19 protein-coding genes, 2 tRNA genes and 1 pseudogene are annotated in these 22778 nt (G+C 35.8%); 19 read left to right on the top strand and 3 right to left on the bottom strand.

From position 1 onward, the window contains the following. Position 1 precedes the first annotated feature (1 nt). From FG383_RS07655 to FG383_RS07645, 3 genes are all read left to right on the top strand, one after another. Positions 2-505 (top strand): metallophosphoesterase family protein, encoded by a 504-nt coding sequence (locus tag FG383_RS07655; RefSeq protein WP_142606564.1) that lies wholly within the window; start codon positions 2-4, stop codon positions 503-505. Between the two features lie 74 nt (positions 506-579). Further along, positions 580-653: transfer RNA gene (locus FG383_RS07650), tRNA-Arg, on the top strand. Between the two features lie 635 nt (positions 654-1288). Next, positions 1289-2614, top strand: coding sequence for a hypothetical protein (locus FG383_RS07645; protein WP_221887515.1), 1326 nt, complete (start codon positions 1289-1291; stop codon positions 2612-2614). Positions 2615-2972: 358 nt separating this feature from the next. Here FG383_RS07645 and FG383_RS07640 read toward each other — a convergent pair. After that, positions 2973-3046, bottom strand: a tRNA-Arg gene (locus FG383_RS07640). A 131-nt stretch (positions 3047-3177) separates the two neighbouring features. Here FG383_RS07640 and FG383_RS07635 point away from each other — a divergent pair. Then, positions 3178-3399 (top strand): tyrosine-type recombinase/integrase, encoded by a 222-nt coding sequence (locus FG383_RS07635; RefSeq protein WP_246096903.1) that lies wholly within the window; start codon positions 3178-3180, stop codon positions 3397-3399. Positions 3400-3462: 63 nt separating this feature from the next. Here the strand turns inward: FG383_RS07635 and FG383_RS07630 are convergent, their stop codons facing one another. Then, on the bottom strand, positions 3463-4860 hold the full coding sequence (locus FG383_RS07630; protein ID WP_142606562.1) for a sigma-54 interaction domain-containing protein: 1398 nt from the start codon (positions 4858-4860) through the stop codon (positions 3463-3465). Between the two features lie 196 nt (positions 4861-5056). On the opposite strand from FG383_RS07630, the gene FG383_RS07625 reads away from it, so the two are divergent. From FG383_RS07625 to FG383_RS07615, 3 genes and pseudogenes are all read left to right on the top strand, one after another. Beyond that, positions 5057-6376 carry an aminotransferase family protein gene (locus FG383_RS07625; RefSeq protein WP_425467636.1) on the top strand — a complete coding sequence of 440 codons (1320 nt, stop codon included), beginning with the start codon at positions 5057-5059 and terminating at the stop codon, positions 6374-6376. Positions 6377-6395: 19 nt separating this feature from the next. After that, positions 6396-7835 (top strand): aldehyde dehydrogenase family protein, encoded by a 1440-nt coding sequence (locus FG383_RS07620; protein ID WP_185907874.1) that lies wholly within the window; start codon positions 6396-6398, stop codon positions 7833-7835. Beyond that, positions 7808-8303 (top strand): annotated as a pseudogene (locus FG383_RS07615) (hypothetical protein); the annotation flags it as partial. The gene FG383_RS07620 and the pseudogene FG383_RS07615, both read left to right, overlap by 28 nt. An 84-nt stretch (positions 8304-8387) precedes the next feature. Here FG383_RS07615 and FG383_RS07610 read toward each other — a convergent pair. Beyond that, positions 8388-10190 (bottom strand): sigma 54-interacting transcriptional regulator, encoded by a 1803-nt coding sequence (locus tag FG383_RS07610; protein WP_142606558.1) that lies wholly within the window; start codon positions 10188-10190, stop codon positions 8388-8390. A gap of 175 nt (positions 10191-10365) precedes the next feature. Between FG383_RS07610 and FG383_RS07605 the strand changes: the two genes are divergently transcribed. From FG383_RS07605 to clpX, 12 genes are all read left to right on the top strand, one after another. Continuing rightward, positions 10366-10569, top strand: coding sequence for a hypothetical protein (locus FG383_RS07605; protein WP_142606556.1), 204 nt, complete (start codon positions 10366-10368; stop codon positions 10567-10569). Between the two features lie 69 nt (positions 10570-10638). Continuing rightward, positions 10639-12069: a purine-cytosine permease family protein gene (locus FG383_RS07600; RefSeq protein ID WP_185907873.1), complete on the top strand. Its 1431-nt coding sequence runs from the start codon at positions 10639-10641 to the stop codon at positions 12067-12069. Positions 12070-12090: 21 nt separating this feature from the next. Beyond that, positions 12091-13080: a heme-dependent oxidative N-demethylase family protein gene (locus tag FG383_RS07595; RefSeq protein ID WP_142606552.1), complete on the top strand. Its 990-nt coding sequence runs from the start codon at positions 12091-12093 to the stop codon at positions 13078-13080. Positions 13081-13094: 14 nt separating this feature from the next. Continuing rightward, complete coding sequence (locus FG383_RS07590) at positions 13095-13610, top strand: hypothetical protein (protein ID WP_142606550.1); 516 nt, start codon at positions 13095-13097, stop codon at positions 13608-13610. A gap of 5 nt (positions 13611-13615) precedes the next feature. Next, on the top strand, positions 13616-14581 hold the full coding sequence (locus FG383_RS07585; RefSeq protein WP_142606548.1) for a PDR/VanB family oxidoreductase: 966 nt from the start codon (positions 13616-13618) through the stop codon (positions 14579-14581). Positions 14582-14607: 26 nt separating this feature from the next. Beyond that, positions 14608-16098, top strand: coding sequence for an aldehyde dehydrogenase family protein (locus FG383_RS07580; RefSeq protein ID WP_142606546.1), 1491 nt, complete (start codon positions 14608-14610; stop codon positions 16096-16098). Between the two features lie 541 nt (positions 16099-16639). After that, positions 16640-17113, top strand: a complete 474-nt coding sequence (locus tag FG383_RS07575) for a VOC family protein (RefSeq protein ID WP_142606544.1) — start codon at positions 16640-16642, stop codon at positions 17111-17113. A 101-nt stretch (positions 17114-17214) separates the two neighbouring features. Continuing rightward, the gene (locus tag FG383_RS07570) at positions 17215-17511 is read left to right on the top strand and encodes a KGG domain-containing protein (RefSeq protein WP_142606542.1); all 297 of its coding nucleotides are present in this window, start codon (positions 17215-17217) and stop codon (positions 17509-17511) included. A 626-nt stretch (positions 17512-18137) separates the two neighbouring features. Continuing rightward, a complete protein-coding gene (locus FG383_RS07565) occupies positions 18138-18695 on the top strand; it encodes an integrase (protein WP_142606540.1) in 558 nt (185 codons plus the stop codon). 175 nt (positions 18696-18870) lie between these two features. Beyond that, complete coding sequence (locus FG383_RS07560) at positions 18871-19875, top strand: hypothetical protein (protein ID WP_142606538.1); 1005 nt, start codon at positions 18871-18873, stop codon at positions 19873-19875. Positions 19876-19998: 123 nt separating this feature from the next. Next, positions 19999-21279: a trigger factor gene (gene tig / locus FG383_RS07555; protein WP_142606536.1), complete on the top strand. Its 1281-nt coding sequence runs from the start codon at positions 19999-20001 to the stop codon at positions 21277-21279. Positions 21280-21437: 158 nt separating this feature from the next. Beyond that, positions 21438-22706, top strand: a complete 1269-nt coding sequence (gene clpX, locus FG383_RS07550; protein ID WP_142606534.1) for an ATP-dependent protease ATP-binding subunit ClpX — start codon at positions 21438-21440, stop codon at positions 22704-22706. The last annotated feature ends 72 nt before the right edge of the window (positions 22707-22778 follow it).

Here is a 22778-nt window from a genome sequence, read left to right as displayed (position 1 = left end):
AATGAAAATATTAGTGATGAGTGATACGCATCGTGATATAGAGACAATGGAACGAGTGATGGAGCATTGCACGGATGTGAATGCGGTCATTCATTGTGGAGATAGTGAATTAGCTGCTTCGTATTTCGATAGTAAATCTGTACATATTGTTCGAGGGAATTGTGACTTTGATGAAGGTTTTTCTGAAGAAGTAATTTTAGAGCTGGAAAATGAAACAATATTAATCGTGCATGGCCATAAGCATCAAGTAAAAACGACGCTAATGCCACTCAAATATCGTGCAGAAGAAGTAGATGCTACGATAGTTTGTTTCGGTCATTCGCATTTACTTGGTGCGGAATTACAGAATGGCACTTTGTATATTAATCCGGGAAGCTTACATAAGCCGCGTGGACGTAAAGAGAAAAGTTATGCAATTATTGAAAAACTGGAAAATGCTTGGAATGTATTATTTTTTTCTTCCAAGCATGTAATAATAGAAAAAATAATTTTTAAAATTTATTAAATAGTGTTGACTATATTTGAATAAAGTTATATACTAAGTCTTGTCTTTCCTATCTGTGTGGTGGGGGAGTACTTGTCTCAGTAGCTCAGCTGGATAGAGCAACGCCCTTCTAAGGCGTCGGTCGGGAGTTCGAATCTCTCCTGGGACGTAATTAAGACTTTTTGAAGAAATTAAGAAAGTGCTACAAACGGTGTAATATAAACGTTTGTAGCGCTTTTTTGTTTTGTGAGAATACGTTAGAAAACGAGTGAAAGTGGAACCGTTATACTCAAATTATCCACTAAATACATGCTATCAATTGCTCAAGATAAAAATGCAGTTTTTCTTGTAGTTGAGGAATTCGGTCTTTCCTAAGATAACAGCGCGTGTTGGCAGACAATTTGGTCTACAATGGATCGATGGACAATGTCTGCCGAATCGTAGGTGTATTAGATAATAAAGAAAAGACAATGTACTTAATTACAATGCGATTCGATATTTCCGCTAATGAAATCATCGAAATTTTTCGTTCCCGCAGAATGCAATTGAACTGTTCTTTAAATGGACAGTGCTGCCAATATTAGGGTGTTTACCTTTTTAGAAAAAATGTTATTAAAACCCTTACTGGAAATTTACGCAACTTTAGTGATTTAAGGTATAGTTTCTTCTGTACAGATTTATTTTAATTAGTTGACAAACTATTCTAATTTCTATAACTTAGTTATTTAATAGGTTTAATATAATTGATTATTCAGAAAAATAATCAATTATTATTAAGTCTAAAAAATGATTGGGGGAGTTTTAATGCCTAAAACAAAAACAATTGGATTGGGAATTTCAGAGGAAGATTTAAATGAAGACTTATTAAGGGAACTTTCGGAATTTCCACTTTTGGATGCCTTATTTGGACGACGATCTCGACGTTTTTTTCTTGGTGCAGAAGTTCCCGATGGTCCGCTTGCTTACAAATCTAAGCATGAGCCAATACCTCTAAACAATGTAGAAAAATTGCTTGTTTTGCTAGGGATAAGTGGTGTGACTGGATGGCATCATTCAATTACTAGACATGACCGATATAAGCCTAACTTATCCAATTATTCTGGATCCGCATCAGGAAGAACCCATCCATCGGCTGCCGGATTCCATACTTCGGAAGTATTTTTTACAGATGATACAGGGACATACATCTTCCGAACGCGTGATTTTGCTCCTGAAACTAGGCGAAATGATGACGGAAAATTATCTACAAAAGAACTTTTACTAGCTCACCAAAAACGAATTGAAAAAATATCTGATAATCGAATTCATATACCTAATTACGAACCGTATATGGAAGGTCATAACTCTTGGGTAGCTAATAAACCAGGTACTTTTTTAGCTTTTCCTGTCGGAGACTTGGCGCAGCATACACTATTAAATTTAGCTTTCTATATTCAAAATGGACTCGTAATTTATGACGATATTAATAAACGTAAAATTCCGGGAGTGGAGAAGTATAGTCACCTAGTTGACGTAGATAATCCAGTTCCACTTAGCTTCCTTGATCAGTATTCTCTTGCTGAACTGTCTGCCGAATTAGCAACAGCTACGTATTCAGGTATGCTTTTGCAACAAGCGATTGGTCTAGGTGGTTGGATGTTTGATGGAATTGATCGGCTAACTGTGCTAGGAGCAAGTGGTGATCCGGATGTTCCAGGGCTAGGTTTTCGTTATGATACAGATGAACGTTGGGCAATGCCGAATCCGACTGGACTCGAAGGAGTATTTACTTCATTTACGCCGCCACATTTTCCTACGATGCGTGATGCCGTTGAAGCATTAGTGGAACGAAAGTTTGGCGAAGGGGGGCCTTTTCATAGTAAAACAAAAGGTGTGTGGAAAGATACAGAAAAAGTTAGAGGGAACGCACAAGTTCACGATGAAGAGTTTATAGAACTTATGACCATACAAGCAGAATATATCTATAAGACTTTTGGTAAATTTCCAGCTACCATACCTTCCGTGTATTCATTAATGTATTTACAATCACACCATCTTGATTTGGATTATTATGATAAGTTATTTGGAGAAAACTCTTATTTATCAACTCATGCAGAGCATTTGAAAAAATGGCACGGCATTGACTTGTAATTACGATATTACAATGGCAGATACGAGTGTGTATCTGCTTTTCTATGTCAGTTGATCTGTTTTTTATTTTTTTTCTATGATACATATAGAGAATAAAGGGCTATCAGATAAGCCTTTACACATATTAGATACACTGAATCATTGCTATATAAGGGTTTAAACACACTTAAAAACGCAAGTTACACTAGGCATCAAAGACTCCTTTTTTCTTGATCAAAACAAAAAACCTCCAATTATTAGTAATTGGAAGTTGATTGCAACGATTTATTGGGGATATTTCATACAGGTTAGAATACCGTTAGAAATACCTACAATTAGCAAACCGTTGATACTATTAAGTTGCTCTAAGTTATTATTACGTCCCAGGAGAGATTCGAACTCCCGACCGACGCCTTAGAAGGGCGTTGCTCTATCCAGCTGAGCTACTGAGACCTATGTATTGTAGAAGCATTTAGTTTAATGACCAAAATTAGCTTCTTTTTTATTATAAAGGAAATTTTTCATAAATCAACCCTTAAAATAAACTTTTTAAAGAACCACTATAAATACCAACTCTACCAACAATGCTATTTCTAAACAACGGAGGCAAGTATTCTAAAAGATCTGATTTACTTAATATCAACGCTCACGCAATACGGCGAGCGTACTCAAAGAGTTTATATGATAAGTGTGCTAACATTGCCCTAGTCTCTAAAGTATTGGGACATTTTAATTTGGCTACCACAACTCAGTATTTGGATATTAGTACTGACGAAGTAGTTGTTTCATTGAGAAACTATTTGTAATTACTAAAAGCAATCACTTAATTGTGGTTGTTTTTTAATGTTATTTCCATGGTTTGAATTGGCCTAAGAGTGATCAAGTTTATTTTTATATTTTTTCAACTTATAAATAACGGTAGGCTGACTAATGCCTAAATAAGTGGCCATCTCATAAGTTGTTTTGCATTTTTTTAAAGCTTTAAGAATGATTTGGATTTCCGTATTTTCTAATATTTCCTTTAAATTATTTGTTACTTTTAATGGTTGTTCTATATTATCTAAAGAGAAACTACTATTTGTTTGGAAAGTGTTAAAGTTTGCAGGTAGATGAGTAGGATATATGACTTCATCTTCAATAGTAAGGATAAGGCGCTCCATCAAGTTCTCTAACTCTCGGATATTACCTGGCCAGTTATAGTTGGTGAAGACATCATACGTTGATGGATGAATTCTTTTTTTTACATTATAGGCACTGTTGAATTTTTGAAGACAATCTTGAACCAAATAAGAAATATCTTCTTTTCGTTCTTCTAAAGAGGGAATTTGTAATGGAATGACATTTAGACGATAGTATAAATCTAAACGAAATCGTCCTTCTTGTACCATTTTTTCTAAATCCTGATTTGTCGCCGTAACTAAACGGAAATTGATTGTGCGTTCTTTTTTACCACCAAGCCGTTTTATTTTTTTTTCTTGTAATACTTTTAATAATTTCGCTTGCATAGATAATGGTAGTTCCCCGATTTCATCTAAAAATAATGTTCCGCCATCCGCCTGTTCAATTAATCCCTCGCTTCCTTGTTTATTCGCACCGGTAAAAGCTCCAGTTTCATAGCCGAAAATTTCAGATTCAAATAGCCCCTCAGGAATCGTACTGCAGTTCACTTCAATAAATTGCTCCTTTTTACGATTGCTATGGCTATGCAAAATACGTGCAAATGTACTTTTTCCAACACCTGATGGACCTAAAAGGAGCACTGTTGCATCAGTCTTGGAAATGTTATAGATTGTTTTTAAAATATGCTGTGCTGCACTACTCCGGGCGATAATACCATTTTGTTCAAATTCCTTTTCACGCAATTCTTCAACCTCGGTTTGATAACCTTTCACTTTCCTTTCCATTTTTTCATATTGTTGCTGTAACTCTAGTATTTCAGTCTGATCATGACTATAACTTACGACGAATAATAATTCTTCTTTTTCATCAAAGACAGGGTAACCTGTAGACATGATTACTCGATCAGTTTTGGTATGTTGTAAAATGGTTTTTTTTATTTTTTCATTTAATACAATTGCTCCAATAGATGGAGCTAATAAACCTTCCTTTTCAAGATCATAAATGGATGTACCTTTATATGTTCCAGGCTTCATACCATAGTTCACCCAATGCTCTGGATTAGAATGGACAATTATTCCCTCACTATCAATAACTGTAATATTATTATTTGATGTTTCAATAATCTTATTTAAAATTAAGTCTTCCATCCCATGAACCCCTTAGATATTGAATAATCTTAATCAATATCTTAATTAAGATTAAGAATTAAATCAACTTAAAATTAAGAATTAATTTAAAATTAAATCAACTCATATTCGAAATACAAGTAAGTCGTATTTTAATAGTTGGCACGCTTCTTGCATATTACTTATGTGTATAGTTCCATAACAATTAACTGAGAGGATGTATCTTATGAAAAGAAATTATTCTATTGAAGAACTTAGAGCGTTAGATCAAAAGCATTTTCTACACCCTACTTCACCGGTAAAGACGGAAAATGGACCAGCATTCATTTTTACAGAAGGAAAAGGGGTTTATCTGTATGATATTACTGGCAAAAAAGTAATTGACGGTATGTCATCACTTTGGAATGTGAATATCGGCCATGGCAGAACAGAACTTGGTGAAGTAGCAAAAGAGCAAATGGATAAACTAGCCTTCAGCTCTTGTTTTGCAACGTTTAGTAATGAACCTGCCATTCTATTAGCAGAAAAGTTAGCAGGACTAGCACCGGGTGACTTAAGTACAACGTTTTTTACTTCTGGTGGTTCTGAATCCAATGATAGTGCCTATAAATTGGCTCGTCATTATTGGATATTAAAAGGGGAAGTATCTCGTAAGAAAATAATTTCAAGGTCAAAATCTTATCACGGCGTAGCAATCGGTGCTACAAGTGCCACGGGTTTAAAAGCATTTCGTGATTTTACCAATTCAAATGCACCGGATTTTTTATACGTAGATCATTTCTCAACAAAAGCATTACGTGACTTAATTGAAACTGAAGGACCTGAAACAATTGCTGCTTTCATAACGGAGCCAGTACAAGGTGCTGGGGGTGTGCATGTTGCCCCGGAAAATTACTTCAAAGAAATTCGTGAAATTTGCGATGAGTATGGAATATTGATGATAACTGATGAAGTTATTACTGGTTTTGGTAGAACAGGTAAGTTTTTTGCTATGGAACATTATAACGTGGTACCAGATATGATGTGCTTTGCAAAAGGTGTTACTAGTGGATATGCACAATTGGGTGGCGTAATGATTTCTGAGAAAATACACAGAGAATTTTCTGAACTATCAGTAGGAACAATATTGCATGGATATACGTATAGTGGACATCCAATGGCTTGCGCAGTTGGATTGAAAAATATTGAGATTATTGAAAAAGAAAATTTAGTAGCAAATTCAGCCGCTCGTGGTCAAGAGCTTTTAGAAGGGTTAAAAGCATTACAAGCGAAGTATCCATTTATTGTGAACGCAAGAGGCTTAGGTTTAATGGCAGGTCTTGAAGTCTTCTCTGAAGGAAGTCTACTAGCCCCACAAATAGTTTTGGAGGCAGCTAAGGTAGGCTTAATATGCCGTGCGGTTGTACTTGATGGTCAGGATGTTGTTGTATTTTCACCGCCTTTATCAATAAGCCAAGCAGAATTAAAAGATTTATTAAATCTTTTAGATAAAGCGATTCAAGAAGTTGAGAATAAGATAACAGCAACTACGCTGTAACTAGAAAGGTGGGGTGATAATGTTGAAGAAAACAATCATAAAGAAAGATTTATTTATAAATGGAGAATGGGTAGAAGCGACAGAGTATACAGAATTACGTTCACCGTATAGTGGTGAAGTCATTGCAGAAATACCGAAGGCAACAGTGGAGGAAGTAGAAGCGGCTTTAGTTGCTGCCGATGCTGCTCGTGAAACGATGGCAAGCATGCCTGCTTATAAGCGTGCGGTTATTCTTGAAAAATTATCTGCTTTATTAGAACAACGTGTGGAGGAAGCGGCAGAGCTTATAGCACTGGAGGCAGCGAAGCCTATTTCAACCGCAAAAGTGGAAGTTCTACGTACTATTCAAACATATAAATTTGCTGCTGAAGAAGCAAAGCGTATACATGGGGAAACAATTCCAGTAGATGCTGCGCCAGGAGGAGAAGGGCGCATTGCTTATACAGTTCGTGAACCATTAGGTATTGTTGCAGCTATTACGCCATTTAATTTCCCGATGAATTTAGTAGCGCATAAATTAGGACCTGCAATAGCATCTGGTAACTCAATTGTATTAAAGCCTGCAAGTCAAACACCATTAACTTCCTATTTTATTGGTGAATTATTAGCTGAGGCAGGATTGCCAAAGGGTGTGTTAAATATCGTTACAGGTGCAGGTTCCTTGATTGGAAATAAACTAGTAACGGATGAGCGAGTGAAAAAGATTTCGTTCACAGGTAGTCCAACTGTAGGTATTGGCATACGCAATCAGGCAGGTTTAAAGAAAGTAACGCTTGAATTGGGTTCTAATGCGGCCGTTATTATTGATGAAAATGTTAATATCGATAAATTAATCCCACGTGTTGTATCCGGGGCATTTGCATTCCAAGGACAGGTATGTATTTCAGTACAGCGAATATATGTTCACGAAAAAATGTACGATTTGTTTGTAGATAAATTTATAGCAGCTACAAAAGAATTGAAGCTAGGTGATCCGCTTGATCCCGCAACAGATGTTTCGGCCCTAATTAGTCCACAAGATGTAAAACGTGCTTTAAGTTGGATTGAAGAAGCAAAAGAACAAGGGGCAATTGTTGCAACTGGTGGTGAATCCGAAGGGAATATATTACAACCTACTGTACTATTAAATGTAAAGTCGGCGCATAAGGTTTCCTGTCAGGAGGTATTCGCACCAATAGTATCTATTATGAAGTTCACATCTATTCAAGAAGCATTTAATCAAGTAAATGACTCAAGATACGGGTTGCAAGCAGGTATTTATACAGATAATATCCATGTTGCTTTACAGGCAACGCAAAAACTTCACGTAGGAGGTGTCATTGTAAATGATATACCAACATTCCGTTTAGATCATTTACCTTATGGTGGCGTGAAGGAAAGTGGTATGGGTAGAGAAGGTCTAAAATATGCAATTGAGGAAATGACAGAAATGAAGCTGGTAGTAATAAATCAAAACTAGTTATAAGAATGAGTGGGGTAGATGATTTGTTCCAAGGACGTGTTCGTACACGTGCATCAAATACCTACAATATAGCTGAGGCAGTTAAAACAGCAGATTTGTTAATTGGTGCTGTGCTAATTCCAGGTGCTCGTGCGCCACAATTAGTTTCAAAAGAAATGATACAAACGATGCAAAAGGGATCTGTTGTAGTGGATGTAGCGGTAGATCAGGGTGATTCCATTGAAACAATTGATTGAATTACTACCCATAGTAATCCTACTTATGAAGTATATGGTGTTGTACATTACGCAGTGGGCAAATATGCCAGGTGCTGTTGCGCGTACATCAACTATAGGTTTGTCGAATGTAACTGTTCCGTACGGCTTGCAAATTGCTAATAAAGGCTATCGCCAAGCTGCACTACCATATACGGATCTTCAAGTAGAATTGGCATCAGATATAACCAAGAAGTTGGTAGCAAAATAGAATTAATTGAAATAAAAATAAGGTAAAAGATTGGTAGAGAAAGTAATCTTTTACCTTATTTTTGCCGTGAATTTTTAGAGAGAATTAAATTGTTACATTAAGTTGCCTGCTGAGGCGTTGTAATTCGCTATTAATATACTCTTTACTGTAATCATAGCCAATGATTGCAATGATTTCTCCTAATTCATCATACAATGGAGCAAAACTTGTTTTCCATTCCCCGTATTTATCTTCATATAAAGGAGTCACACCGTCCTTGCCTTTAAATGCATCATAAATAACTTTCATCATTTCTGGTGGACCAATATATTCTTCGCCGGGTTTTATTACGAAATCATCACTTGAAGCTATTTGAATGATTCTCCCATCAGGTAGCATCTGAAAAATAAACACCCATTTGATTCCGCCTTCTTGTTGATAAATCGCCGTGAACTTTTGGACTAAAGGTGCACGAAGTGCTGCATTAGATGTATCTTTCATAGCCATTCTTACTTCTTCAGGTAAAATTGTAACTGCTGTAACTATAGTAATGGAGCGTAACTGTTTGTTTAATTGCTCTTCTAAAATCCTTCGTTTACTCATTAAGCTACCATCTTTTGTTTGTAACTCCCTAATTTTTTTAAATTTCCTACTCATGGTTGGTTGGCTAATTCCTAGTACATTGGAAGCTAATTTCACAGATTTGTATTGTTCCATAGCCATTGTTATCAATTCTTCTTCTATCATTTCTACAGCTTCTTGAAGCGGCATTAAATGATTAATTATAGGTCGGTTAGCTCTAATTATAGGTTTTGGAGGAACTATCGCTTCTATTATTGGGCTTGTAATAACGGATGTATTAGATAATACAATTAGACGATCCACCATGTTTTCTAACTCCCTAATATTTCCTGGCCACGGTTGAATACATAAATAATCAATTGCATCTGGAGAAAACTTAACTTGTTTTTGGTAAAGCTTATTGTATTTTAGCGTGAAATGATGGATAAGAGATGGAATCTCTTCTACCCGATCACGTAAAGGTGGAATATTAACAGGAATAACGTTTAATCGATAATATAAATCTGCACGAAACTCACCTTTTGCTACTGCTTCTTCAAGAAGCTGGTTTGTAGCTGCAATAATTTGTATATCTACTGGATAAGAAATAGTGCTTCCAATAGGGGTAATTACACGTTCTTCAATTGCTCGTAATAACTTGACTTGCAACGTAAGTGATAGTTCGCCAATTTCATCTAAAAATAAAATACCAGTATGTGCTTGGCGGAATTTTCCCTCCATGCCACCTTTTTTGGCTCCTGTAAACGCGCCGTCTACAAATCCAAATAATTCACTCTCAATTAAGTTCTCTGGTATTGCCCCACAATTAATAGAGATAAATGGCTTGTTTTGACGAGCGCCTATCTTATGAATCGCTTTTGCTGCCATTCCCTTACCTACTCCTGATTCACCAAGTAAAAGTACTGTTGCTCCAACAGTAGCTATCTTCTGTAATTTAAAAGCTACATCTTCCATCTCTCTACTGTTAACAATAAAGGGAAAATATTTGAAATCAACTTGTTGAGATTCACCTATTTCTCTATAGGTAGAATTAAGAATCTTATACGCAAAAATAAAATGATTTTTATCCTTGTAAATAGTTGTGAGTATTTCGAGTCCTACCCATGCTGTTTGGAGGAAAATTTGTTTTTTTGGATTCGTTTCTATCTGTGAAAATATACTTTCCGTAAATAACTGGGTTTCTAAGTCCTTAATTGTTTTTGTTTTATTAGTAGATGGCGTTTCAAATAGTTCTGAATGATTTCCAACAATATGACAAATTACTCCGTCAGTCGTTGTAAAAATTAGTTGATCGTAAATCTGAAGTAAAATAGAATGTTCTATCATAAAATCACCCCTGTCAAAATTTCAGAATTGAAAATTAATTTCATTTTTGAATATTAAATCTTGTATTTTTGGATTTAAATTAAGATTTATGACTATTTCATAGTTGGCATGATACTTGCAATAGATTAGTATAAGACAGAAAATTTTATTAATATTTTAATAAAGGGGGGAGAAAATGAAAGCGGTTACTAAAATCGATAAGAATCTACAATCTAAGGATCCATTTATTCGTGGCATGTACGAAGATTTAGAAGAACGAATTCAATATTTCGAAAGGAACCAAGAGGATAAAACAGCACATATTAATTTGAGAGACCTTAGTGGAGTAACTTTAATAATGGGCTTGATCACAACATTACTAATCCTAACGATTCTATAACTTTTAGAATACCATGCGGAAAGTATTTTTCCAACACTGGCGATAAGAATGATATTAGAGGAGGATTTTATGTCAAAACAGAGTTCTTCTGTTACACAAGATATTGCATTTGGATTTTTACCAACTGATAAAAAAGAACGTATTTTCAGTTTTTGGGATTTGATGCTTGTACAAGTTGTGATTGGGTTATCTGCATTCGGTCTTTTAACAGGTGCCTATACGGGTACTATGCTAGGGCCACAAGAATCCCTTGCAGCTATATTTTTTGGTAATGCATTTCCAATGTTTTTAATTGCGCCCATCGTTCTTTACTTTGCAAGGTATGGTATTGATACATTTGTTGGGTTCCGTAGTTCACTTGGCTATAAAGGTGCTAATGCTTTTTTCTTTATTTTTTTAATTTTAACACTTGGTTATATGTCGATTGCTTTGTTTATGGCAGGTCAAGCAGTGGTGGAAATTGCAGCGTGGCTTAATACACCGTCTTTCTTTAGTAATCAGACTACAGGTGCACCGTTTTTTGCTATTTTACTCTTTGGAATTGCGTTTGTAATAACAGCTCGCGGACCAGCTGCAATTCGAAAATTTAATCTTTTTGCGGTACCGGCTTTTATTCTCTTTTTAGTTGGGCTATTAGGGATTATTTTGTTTGGTAAACATATTCCTGCTTTAAATACTCTTCTTCCTGCAGAACCATTTGAGACAAGTTCACGCTCGTTTGTAACTGCCCTTGAGATTAATATTGGTTTAGGATTTTCATGGCTACCTTATTTAGGGCAATATAGTAGGCTAGCTAAGAAAGAAAGTAGTGCATTTAAAGCTAGCTTTTATAGTTATGGTGTCATTGTTTGTTTAGCAGCAGTTGTAGGTGCCTTTGCTGCGTTAGTTGTAGGTTCCTTAGATCCAGCAAGTTGGATGATGGCTATTGCAGGTACATACGGCGGTTTAATTGGTTTGATTTTATTAACAGTCGCTAATGTAGGGGCAACTATTTTTCTTATGTATTCTCAAGCGGTGAGCTTTAAAACTTTGTTTTCTAAAAAAACATGGCTTTTTTCAATGTCAACAACTATTCCAACTGTATTCCTATTACTAAGTTCCACATTCTATAATGCCTTTGGATCATTCATGTCCATTATTTCCTTCACGATGGCGAGTCTTGGCGGGATTATTATTGCGGATTATTTCTTCGTTAAGAAGCAAAACATTTCTCTTAGGCAGCTTTATGATACACAAGGATCTTATACGTACTGGAAAGGAATAAATCCTTCTGCCATTGTCGCAATTATTGTAGGAGTAATTGTTTACTGGGGGTTGTACAACCCGCTTACGTTTGAGTCGAGTGGGCTGTTTTTATATATGTCAGCAGGTATTCCAACTTATTTTGCAGCATTGATTTCCTACTATATTTCAGCCAAATATGTATTTAAATATGAAGTTGATCAGATTAGTGAACCAATTGCATTATCATCTGAAGATCTTAAAAATAAAGCACTTTAATCCCGAAAGGAGCAAATTAATATGTTTACACAGAAACTAGATTTTAAAACAACTGATTTAGAGACATTTCCGTTTCCCTTCACTACAGGTAATTATCGTTATTCAAATGATTTACGCAAATTACAAAATATTAACTGTGTAGAAATTACACCGGAATATGAACTGCAAGTACGTACGAAGAGGCGTCTATTAGAAGAACAACCAGAAGTGCGTTACCAGTCCTACCCCCATACCCATGAGATGCAATGGGAAGTGCTTGAAATGCTTGTTGATATGGCGGTTAGTCGTTATCCTCAACATTTTGAAGTTATTAAGGATGGTCAAAATTGGACCTTTAAAAACAATATTTTAGGTGAAGTGGATTCTTTTATATTTGGTGATTCATCCACATTAGAATTAGAGCCTTTTGATTATATTGGGCGTCATTTTCATAATGATTTTGTTCTGATGGTTCATCGTGATGACAACTTTTACTTAGAAGTTGGACAAGTGTCTTATGCAGCATTATTTTCAGCACATTGGAATAAAGGGATGTCTTTTAATGAGATTCATGGGCCTGTTCCATTTGTTTCACGAAAAGGAGATCAACTTGCGGATCGCATTCGTAGATTTCTGCTCTCCGTTGAGCCAGGTGAACCATGGACACGAATAAATTGGAACTTAATGGCGAATCGTTGGGATGTTAACTACGAAACGATGGATGTATGGGGACCGGAAAGAGATTTAATCACTCCAGAAAATGCGGGTGAGCTTGTTCGTCTTCGAGTAGAGGAGCAAAAGTTCTATCGTATGCCTAGAAGTAATGCCATCTTATTTGTTTTAAATACACAATTTTTACCATTAGAAGATTTGAAATTACGACAAGAATGGTTCGACTTAACGTATAGCGTACTTCAGGATATCCCAAAAGAAATGGCTGAGTATAAAGGAATTGCCCCTTACTTACCGCAATCTGTGGAATATTTACGTCGAGAAAAAGAAAAATTAAAGGCAGTAGAAAATAAAGCGTAAAGGAGAGAATTTTGATGTATAACCGCCCCGTATTATTTGACCAATCCACGTCATTGGTCAAGGAGTTTTCACTACTTCAAGAGCGTTCGAAAATTGCTGTAATGTTCGATGAAAGTGGAAAACTACAAGCGGAAGCATTTCTTAAAGAAGTCAATAATCTACCAACTAGTTCACTATTAGTTACAGAGTGGCTGCAGGATGAAACAATTCGTGAATTTATTAGCTCTCAAAAAATAGGTACGCAAATATATATCGCTGCCAAATGGGATACTGCATGCAAGATTTTTTCAATGTCAGTTGAAGAAGGTGCCTCAGAAGAAGAAATCCAAACGTTCATAACGGATGAGAAAAAGCGCTATGTCTACTGTATGAAGTGCTTTAATGCATCTGAAATTTCATTGGATGAGCAAACTGTAAAGTGTAGTTGTGGTACTCATTTAGAAGTAGGATCATTCTTTTCAGTAGTCAGAAAAGGTTATATTGGCTATCCATTTATACCAGTCGTGCAACGGCAAAAAGTAGGGAGTTGATTAAGATGAGAGTTGTTGGGAATATTCCAGTCAAAGTTGATGAAATTATACAAGAAACAGAATTTGTAAAACGATTTCGATTTAGTCCAATAGACAAACTACCATTGCCAGCTTTCACGGGTGGAGCTCATATAAAAACTTTTCTCCATAAAGATGACGATATTTTAGAGAGAACATATTCTCTTGTGAGCTTACCGACAGAACGGAATTTCTATGAAATTGCAATTAGACAAGATGACTACTCCACAGGAGGTTCTATTTACTGGCACAAGGAAATTACTGTTGGTACTACACTTGATATCAGTTTTCCAAAGAACCATTTCCCATTAAGCTACCAAGCAAAGCATCATGTTTTTTATGCAGCAGGTATAGGTATAACACCATTTCTAACAATGATGAAAGATTTACAAGAGTGGCAAACGTTTGAACTTCACTATGCTGCTAGAACTGCTGAGCAATGTGCGTTTTATGAACAGCTAAAAGATGAGTATGGCGATCGATGTCACTTCTACTTTTCTCGTGGAGATGATCCAAAAAAGATGTTTCCGACTTCTATGGTGACTCATCGTATTGGTACACATGTATATTTCTGTGGTCCGATAAAAATGGTTCAAGACTACCGGAATGCGGCAGTATCATATGGGTATCCTTCAAAAGCAATTCATTTTGAATTGTTTTCTGCTGGTAAAGATGATCAACCAAAAAATGCGTTCACTGTAGAGCTTGTAGATAGTAACAAAACGATTCGTGTAAGTGAGAATGAATCACTATTAGAAGCATTATTAAACGCTGGTATTGATGCACCACATGCTTGCAAAATAGGGGGATGTGGCAGTTGTGAATTAGATGTGGCTGAAGGTGAAATTCATCATCGCGATGTATTTTTAACAGCGGAAGATCGTAAAAAACGTAATTCTATTTTAACTTGTTGTTCAAGAGCTAAATCTGAAAAAATTGCTATTAAAATTTAATATCAAATTATTTAGGGGGAATAGAAATGACAGTATTAACAAACGTATTAGAACTAAAAAATTATATTAATGGTGAGTGGAGATCAGCAGCTTCGGGAGATATAAGTGTTGTCATTAATCCAGCGAACCAGGAAGTGATTGCGCATGCACCGCGCTCTAGTAAAGAAGAAACAGAAGAGGCAATTAGTGTTGCGCGTGAAGCATTTGAGAGTGGGATTTGGTCTGGTAAAACGACGCATGAACGTGCAGCTATATTAAACGCGATTGCCGATAAAATCGAAGAGCGTGCAGAAGAACTAACGATTTTAGAGACAATGGATAACGGAAAGCGTAAGGCAGAAGCAGTATTTGATATTGCTGATGCAGCGACATGCTTTCGTTACTATGCGGGGATAATTTTACATCCAGATGGTGAAACATATCAGGTACCCGATAACGTGCAAGCAATTGTTGTAAAAGAACCAGTAGGCGTGGCAGGCTTGATTGTTCCATGGAATTTCCCACTTTTAATGAGTGTTTGGAAAATTGCACCAGCACTTGCAGCTGGAAATACGATTGTCTATAAACCAGCGGAAGTAACACCTGTAACTGCGATGAAGTTATTCGAAATTATGGAAGAAGTAGGGGTTCCTAAAGGTGTTGCGAATATGGTGCTAGGTCGTGGTTCGATTGTTGGTCAAACAATAGCAGAAAGTAAAGATGTAGATGTCGTTTCATTCACTGGAAGTACAGAGGTGGGGCGTGAAATAATGCGTGCAGCAGCTGGGAATTTAAAGAAAATATCGCTTGAACTAGGTGGTAAATCTCCTAATATTATTTTTGCAGATGCAGACTTTGAAATAGCAGTTGATTATGGATTATTTGGTATTTTCTACGGAGCGGGTCAAGTTTGTTCCTCTGGAAGTCGTATTTTAGTAGAAGAAAGTATTTATGATGAGTATGTTAAGCGGTACGTAGAACGTGCAAATAAAATTAAAGTAGGTCCCGGTTTGGAAGAAGGTAATGATGTAGGTGCAATTGTTAGTGAAGCACAGTTGAATAGTATATTAAAATACATTGAAATAGGTAAAGAAGAAGGTGCAACATTAGCAGCAGGCGGCTACCGTTTAACTGAAAATGGTTTAGATAAAGGCTTTTTTATTAAACCTACCGTTTTTACAGATGTTACAAATGATATGAGTATTGTTCGAGAAGAGATTTTTGGTCCAGTTGTCACAATTCAAAAATTTAGTACAGAAGAAGAAGCAATTCGATTGGCGAATGATTCGGACTTTGGTCTTGCTGGCGGTGTTTTCTCAAATGATGGGGCAAAAGCTCTTCGCGTTATCAAGAAAATTCGTGCCGGCATTACCTGGATTAATGATTATCACCCAACTTATGTAGAGGCTCCGTGGGGTGGGTACAAACAAAGTGGAATTGGTCGAAGTCTAGGAAAGTATGGAATAGAGGATTTCCAAGAAATTAAGCAAATTAATACGCGACTAAACGTAGAACCGGTAGGCTGGTTCCCTAGCTAAAATAAGAGCTTATTATTGAGTCAAGGGATAGATCTACTCTGAAGCCATTTTGAATTAACTTTTCTATACGCTACTACTTCGCGTTTAGTCTATATGCTTGGTCAGGGGATTTTCGCGAGATTTCTGTCAATTGAAATCTACACAGATGGAAGCGTTTATATATTATTGCTTAAGGACTGTCTCAAGAATCATAAAAATGATTTTTAAGGCAGTCCTCTTTTAGTCTTTTTTATATTAAAGTTACTACACTACAGTTACGAGTGGATATTTTCTATTATTAATATCCATAGACTACTAACGTAAAATACATTGAGTTCCAGGGGACACCACTACTAGATAATTCTAGAAGAGAGTTGATATAGAAGGGTTTAAACGTACTAAAAACTTACTTAAAACCGACAATAAAACGCTTCAAATCCTTATTTAGTAAGGATTTGAAGCGTTTTTTGTTTATAGGGAAGTTTTGTAGTTTGAGTATCTGCCCAATGTAATTGTTTATCATTCCATTAAGAAAGGGAACAGTTATGTAGGAGGGATACAAATGATAGCAATTACACATATAGGTTTATCGGTGCCAGATATTGAGAGAGCTATTAAATGGTACGAAGAAATATTGGATTTTAAGTTAATAGCAGGTCCTTATTCGTTTAACTCAAGGAATGAAAGCAAGGATAATATGACGAATGATCTACTTGGCGATAACATTATAAAAATGAGAAATCCCCATATGATGGCGGGTAATCAAGTTGGAATTGAGTTGTTTGAATTTCAAGAACCGAGTATAAAAAATAGAAATATGAAGGATTATAAAGGCTACTTTCATATTTGTTTAATTGCGGACGATATAGAGCGATTAGCGGAAAAAATAGAGAGTTTTGGTGGGAAAAGACGAAGTGATATATGGAACGTTTGGGAAGGCAAGCCTTATTACTTGGTTTATTGTGAAGATCCATATGGAAATATTATTGAACTCTATAATCATAGTACGGAAACTATGTATGCTAATAAAGATTGATTTGAACATATGAAATTAATATGTTTATTTCTATTTCTGGTGGGAACATAAAGAGTAAGCTTGATTACAAGCTCGAAAAAATTTAGAGGAGGAATTTATTAATGGCTAACAAACAGAACAATCGCAACAGAAACAATGATGAAAACATGACTGTCGAAGAAGCGGGACGTAAGGGCGGAGAAGCTACCTCTAATAATCATGATCGTGAGTTTTACGAGGAAATTGGACGTAAAGGTGGAGAAGCTACTTCTGAAAATCATGACCGGGACTTTAACGAGGAAATCGGTCGTAAAGGTGGAGAAGCTACTTCTGAAAATCATGACAGAGACTTTTATGAAGAAATTGGATCTAAGGGCGGAGAAGCTCGTAGTAGACAACGTAACAATAAAAACAATTAAAATGACAAGATAAAATGAAGATTTACAATTAAATAGAATTTAAAGGAAACACTCTTTAGTCGTAGTAGCGACTAAAGAGTGTTTTTGGTCCTTTAGTAATTATAAATTTCTCTCCCTAACATAATGTAGGTCACCTTTTACGGATAATGCGTTGCAATCATTAACGTATCAGTTCAAGGGAACTTGTTATTTTAGGAATTGGTTGCTTTCACCAATAATTTGGTTGCTCTCGGGTTGAAATGGTTGCTTTTCGAAAAGAATAGATTGCTTTCCATTACCGGTTAGTTGCCCTAAGCCATTTTCTGGTTTACACATGTAGAAAAATGCATAATATTTGGTTTTAGCGAGTCGTTCCTGATAAGTTAGCGATTTCTTTTGATTGGAGCGAAAGGGCGGTGAAGGATCATTGCTCACCCGCTAAAAAGCGTCCGCCCTACAGCGGAAATCTAGGTGGTAACTTCTTCGTAAGTACAATGCTTTTTAATACTCGGGACGTCTCTCTTGAATTCAAATTAATATTATTATATAGTAACTCTTGTCGGAAATTTTACTAAATCATATTTTGGGTTTTACCATATACTAGATAAAGTTTTTAACACCAAGAGCGAGGAGAAGCAGAATAAATAATGCAAAATAAATTCACAGAGACGTATATTCACCAGTTGATCAATTCCACTATGCAAGCTGTCGGGATGAATGTTGAATTGAAACAAGATAATTCTGGCATAAATATGAGTTATAATTTCATTGGTAATTATGTTGGATTTGATGTGAACCGTTTACTAGAAGTAAGTAATGAAATGCAAACACTGATTTCTCTTGAATTATATATTAAAATAATTACTATACATGAATTAGGGCATGCAATGGACCGTCACGCATTATTAGATTCATTAACACGGACGTTGGAGATTTTTAACACAAAGAATAATCATTCTTTGTATGAGCTTTATAATAATTTAGATTTACTTGCTATGCTTATGGAAGAGCATGAGATGAATATTATTTTTGAAGAAACTGCTTGGGAAAATGCCGAAACACTTAATAAAAAATTCAGAATTGTGGATGAGAGAAGTTTTGAAATTGTGAAAGCACATAGCCTTTCAACATATATGAATTTATATAAAGAAGATTTGCACTTATATGAAGAACTTATGGCTTCACAACATGTACAAATAGCCTAAACGCTTCTATCTCTCCACTTTATATGATATAAATCGACAGCTGGATTCTGTTTATCCAGTTGTTTTTAGGTTCAATGTGTAAATTTTCAGAAGAAAAAGTTAATAAGATATAGAAAAAATATACAACATGATATAGTATATAGGTATATATTGAAGGTAAAGGCAGGCGAATAAAATGAAAAAAAAACAACATGTTCCAAGAACGAAAGAAAATATTATTTATTTTCCAGGGATGGTTGAAAAGCTGATTGCGGATGGATTAGCCTTTGCGGAACAAAATAATCATATAGAAGCAGCAAAATGCTTCGATCAAGCAAAAGAACATATTGAGCTAGACGACACGATATTAATTGTATACATACTCTCTCTGTTAGAAACTCAGCGTCAACAAGAAGCGAAAGTAATATGTGAGGATTTATTGAAGAAAAGATCATCTTTGTTCGAACAAATCGTGGAACTTTACTTAACTATTTTACTAGACCTAAAAGCTTATCATGAAGTTGATAGTGTATTAAACAAATTACTCGTGGATAAAAGGTTTACTAATGAACGAAAGAAAAACTTCTTACAATTAAAAGAACTAAGTGGGCGACTTGCAAGAGAACAGGATAGCTTTCTTGCCGAAGACAATGAAATCATTCCCAGCGTCGATAAAGAAAGATTTGTACTGGATGAGTTTGTGAAATTAAACTTACTAGAGCAAGAAGCATTGTTACAAGAAGCTTTTCATCAAGATGTAAGCGAAGCAATACTTAATATTATTGAAATTGTTCAAAGCAAAAAAGTATCTCCTGCTATACAAACGCTCGCCTTATTACTATTAAGTGCTAATGGTGAGTCAACAGAGATACAAATTGAAAAATTTGGTTTTAAACAAATGGTGAATCCAGTTTCACCACCTAGACCTAATGCAATTGATCGAATAGAGTTGGTCAATAGATATATCCAAGACATATTAGAAAAAGATCCTTCTAAATTGCAGTTAACAGTAGGATTAGTACATAGCCATGCGTATGCATTATTTCCATTCGATTGGGCAGGATATAGCGACGAAGCGGTAGCACAAGCATATGTAAACTTTATTGATACATTATTTGGAAACGAAAGTGTGCAATCGAACGAGTTGTATGAGTTGATTAGTTTATTGGAAGCGTCGACAGAAGCAATAGGGCATGAATAATGTTGAAAGTCTATTCAACTATGCTATAATATACAAGTTGTCAATATAATTAGTGTAAAACCTGTCCTGTCACTTTATACAGGCTGCTAAAATATTGTAATTTATTTTTTGGAGGTAGAATATATGTCAGTTAAATGGGAAAAACAAGAAGGTAACAATGGTTTATTAACAATTGAGGTTGCTGCAGATGTAGTAGCTAATGGTTTAGACCAAGCGTTTAAAAAAGTAGTAAAACAAATTAATGTACCTGGTTTCCGTAAAGGGAAAATGCCACGTCAAATGTTCGAAAAAATGTACGGTGTAGAGTCTTTATACCAAGATGCATTAGATTTCATTCTTCCACATGCTTATTCAGCTGCTGTTGAAGAAGCGGATATTAATCCAGTAGATCAACCAGAAATCGACATCGTTACAATGGAAAAAGGACAACCTTTAGTATTTACTGCAAAAGTTGTTGTAAAACCAGAAGTAACTTTAGGGGACTACAAAGGTTTAGAAGTAAGTAAATTAGACGAAACTGTAACAGACGAAGAAATCGATGAGCAACTAAAAAGCCAACAAACTCGTTTAGCTGAGTTAGTTGTAAAAGAAGATGCAATCGTTGAAGGCGATACTGCTGTAATCGACTTTGAAGGTTTCGTAGACGAAGTTGCATTTGAAGGTGGAGCAGGAACTGACTACCCACTAGAAATTGGTTCTAACTCTTTCATTCCAGGTTTTGAAGAGCAATTAGTAGGTGTAAAAACTGGGGATTCAAAAGACGTTGAAGTAACTTTCCCAGAAGAATACCATGCTGCTGAACTAGCTGGTAAACAAGCGATCTTCAAAGTAACAGTGAAGGAAGTTAAAGGAAAAGAACTTCCTGAACTAAACGACGATTTTGCAAAAGAAGTAGATGCTGAAGTAGAAGGCATTGACGCATTACGTGCAAAATTAAAAGAAACAACTGCTGAAGAGAAAAAACAACTATCAGCACAAACGCTTCGCGACAACTTAGTAGAAGCTGCTGCAGCTAATGCAACAATCGACATTCCAGAAGCAATGATTGAGTCAGAAACTGATCGTATGCTTCAAGAATTTGGTCAACGTTTAGAGCAACAAGGGATGAACCTAGATCTTTATTATCAGTTCTCTGGTCAAGATGAAGCAGCTTTACGCACACAAATGGCAGAAGATGCAAACAGCCGCGTAAAAGTTTCATTAACACTTGAAGCAATTGCTGAAAAAGAAGGTTTGGAATCTACAGAAGAAGATGTAAATGCAGAACTTGAAAAAATGGCTGCACAATTCAATATGGCTGCTGAAGACATTAAAAAAGCACTTGGTGGTACAGCAGTACTTGAAAACGATATTCGTTTCCAAAAAACAGTTGAGTTCTTAGTAGAAAACGCTAAAATTTCATAATAGTTGAAAAAAGCGTTATAATATAAAACAAGGTACAGCAAATTGTCTGTGCCTTGTTTTATACCATACATAGGTTATTAGGATATAAAACATAAACGTATTATTTGATTACTTAATGAGAATCTTGTAAGATAATTGCTTGAATAGGGGTGAATATTTTGTTCAAATTCAATGATGAAAAAGGGAACTTAAAATGTTCTTTTTGTGGAAAACCACAAGAACAAGTTCGTAAGCTAGTTGCAGGACCAGGTGTCTATATTTGTGATGAATGTATCGATTTATGTTCTGAAATTGTAGAAGAAGAGCTTGGTATCGAAGAAGAAGTAGAGTTTAAAGAAGTTCCAAAACCAAAAGAAATTTTAACTATTTTAGATGAGTATGTAATTGGCCAGGAAAGAGCAAAAAAATCACTTGCAGTTGCTGTTTACAACCATTACAAACGCATTAATTCAAATAGCGTAATCGACGAAGTAGAATTATCTAAATCGAATATAGTACTGATTGGACCTACTGGTAGTGGGAAAACATTACTAGCTCAAACATTAGCACGTATTTTGAATGTGCCATTTGCTATTGCAGATGCTACTTCCTTAACAGAAGCGGGCTATGTTGGAGAAGATGTAGAAAACATTCTTTTGAAACTGATTCAGTCTGCGGACTATGATATTGAAAAGGCAGAAAAAGGGATTATTTATATCGATGAAATAGATAAAGTAGCACGTAAATCTGAAAACCCTTCAATTACAAGAGACGTATCAGGTGAAGGTGTGCAACAGGCACTGCTTAAAATATTAGAAGGTACCGTTGCTAGTGTTCCACCACAAGGTGGTCGTAAGCACCCACACCAAGAGTTCATTCAAATTGATACAACGAATATTTTATTTATCGTTGGTGGTGCATTTGACGGAATCGAACAAATTATTAAACGCCGTCTAGGTGAAAAAGTAATTGGTTTCGGTGCAGATCCAAACAAAGTGGAAATCGAAGCAGGTTCTGTGCTTGGTCAGTTAATCCCAGAAGATTTATTGAAATTTGGGTTAATTCCAGAGTTTATCGGTCGTTTACCAGTGCTTGCAAGCTTAGAGCAGTTAGACAATGAAGCGCTTGTCCAAATTTTAACGGAACCTAAAAACGCACTTGTGAAGCAATATCAAAAAATGATTGAATTGGATAATGTGAAGCTCACATTTGAAGATGACGCTTTAATTGAAATTGCGAAAGAAGCGATTGAGCGTAAAACCGGTGCTCGTGGTCTTCGATCAATTATTGAAAACATTATGTTAGATGTGATGTACGAGTTGCCATCACGCGAAGATATTGTAGAGTGTGTAATTACGAAAGAAGCTATTACAGAAAAAGCACGTCCAAGACTATTGTTAGAAGACGGCACTGAAGTAGAAAAAGATAACGAGAAAACATCTGCGTAACCGGATGTTGATATAAGCTGGCTTCCAATCTGCGCGTGCTTAGCGCAAGCAAGGATGTCAGCTTTTTCTTCT

The sequence above is a fragment of the Psychrobacillus soli genome, from assembly GCF_006861775.1.
GTDB lineage: Bacteria > Bacillota > Bacilli > Bacillales_A > Planococcaceae > Psychrobacillus > Psychrobacillus soli.
The sequence above is the reverse complement of the archived record's forward strand: the minus strand, read 5'-3'. Positions and strand labels throughout refer to the sequence as shown.

Coding starts and splice junctions, on each gene's coding strand:
- FG383_RS07655 (WP_142606564.1), top strand. CDS start 2: ATGAAAATATTAGTGATGAGTGATACGCATCGTGATATAGAGACAATG.
- FG383_RS07645 (WP_221887515.1), top strand. CDS start 1,289: ATGCCTAAAACAAAAACAATTGGATTGGGAATTTCAGAGGAAGATTTA.
- FG383_RS07635 (WP_246096903.1), top strand. CDS start 3,178: ATGCTATTTCTAAACAACGGAGGCAAGTATTCTAAAAGATCTGATTTA.
- FG383_RS07630 (WP_142606562.1), bottom strand. CDS start 4,860: ATGGAAGACTTAATTTTAAATAAGATTATTGAAACATCAAATAATAAT.
- FG383_RS07625 (WP_425467636.1), top strand. CDS start 5,057: ATGTATCTTATGAAAAGAAATTATTCTATTGAAGAACTTAGAGCGTTA.
- FG383_RS07620 (WP_185907874.1), top strand. CDS start 6,396: ATGTTGAAGAAAACAATCATAAAGAAAGATTTATTTATAAATGGAGAA.
- FG383_RS07610 (WP_142606558.1), bottom strand. CDS start 10,190: ATGATAGAACATTCTATTTTACTTCAGATTTACGATCAACTAATTTTT.
- FG383_RS07605 (WP_142606556.1), top strand. CDS start 10,366: ATGAAAGCGGTTACTAAAATCGATAAGAATCTACAATCTAAGGATCCA.
- FG383_RS07600 (WP_185907873.1), top strand. CDS start 10,639: ATGTCAAAACAGAGTTCTTCTGTTACACAAGATATTGCATTTGGATTT.
- FG383_RS07595 (WP_142606552.1), top strand. CDS start 12,091: ATGTTTACACAGAAACTAGATTTTAAAACAACTGATTTAGAGACATTT.
- FG383_RS07590 (WP_142606550.1), top strand. CDS start 13,095: ATGTATAACCGCCCCGTATTATTTGACCAATCCACGTCATTGGTCAAG.
- FG383_RS07585 (WP_142606548.1), top strand. CDS start 13,616: ATGAGAGTTGTTGGGAATATTCCAGTCAAAGTTGATGAAATTATACAA.
- FG383_RS07580 (WP_142606546.1), top strand. CDS start 14,608: ATGACAGTATTAACAAACGTATTAGAACTAAAAAATTATATTAATGGT.
- FG383_RS07575 (WP_142606544.1), top strand. CDS start 16,640: ATGATAGCAATTACACATATAGGTTTATCGGTGCCAGATATTGAGAGA.
- FG383_RS07570 (WP_142606542.1), top strand. CDS start 17,215: ATGGCTAACAAACAGAACAATCGCAACAGAAACAATGATGAAAACATG.
- FG383_RS07565 (WP_142606540.1), top strand. CDS start 18,138: ATGCAAAATAAATTCACAGAGACGTATATTCACCAGTTGATCAATTCC.
- FG383_RS07560 (WP_142606538.1), top strand. CDS start 18,871: ATGAAAAAAAAACAACATGTTCCAAGAACGAAAGAAAATATTATTTAT.
- tig (WP_142606536.1), top strand. CDS start 19,999: ATGTCAGTTAAATGGGAAAAACAAGAAGGTAACAATGGTTTATTAACA.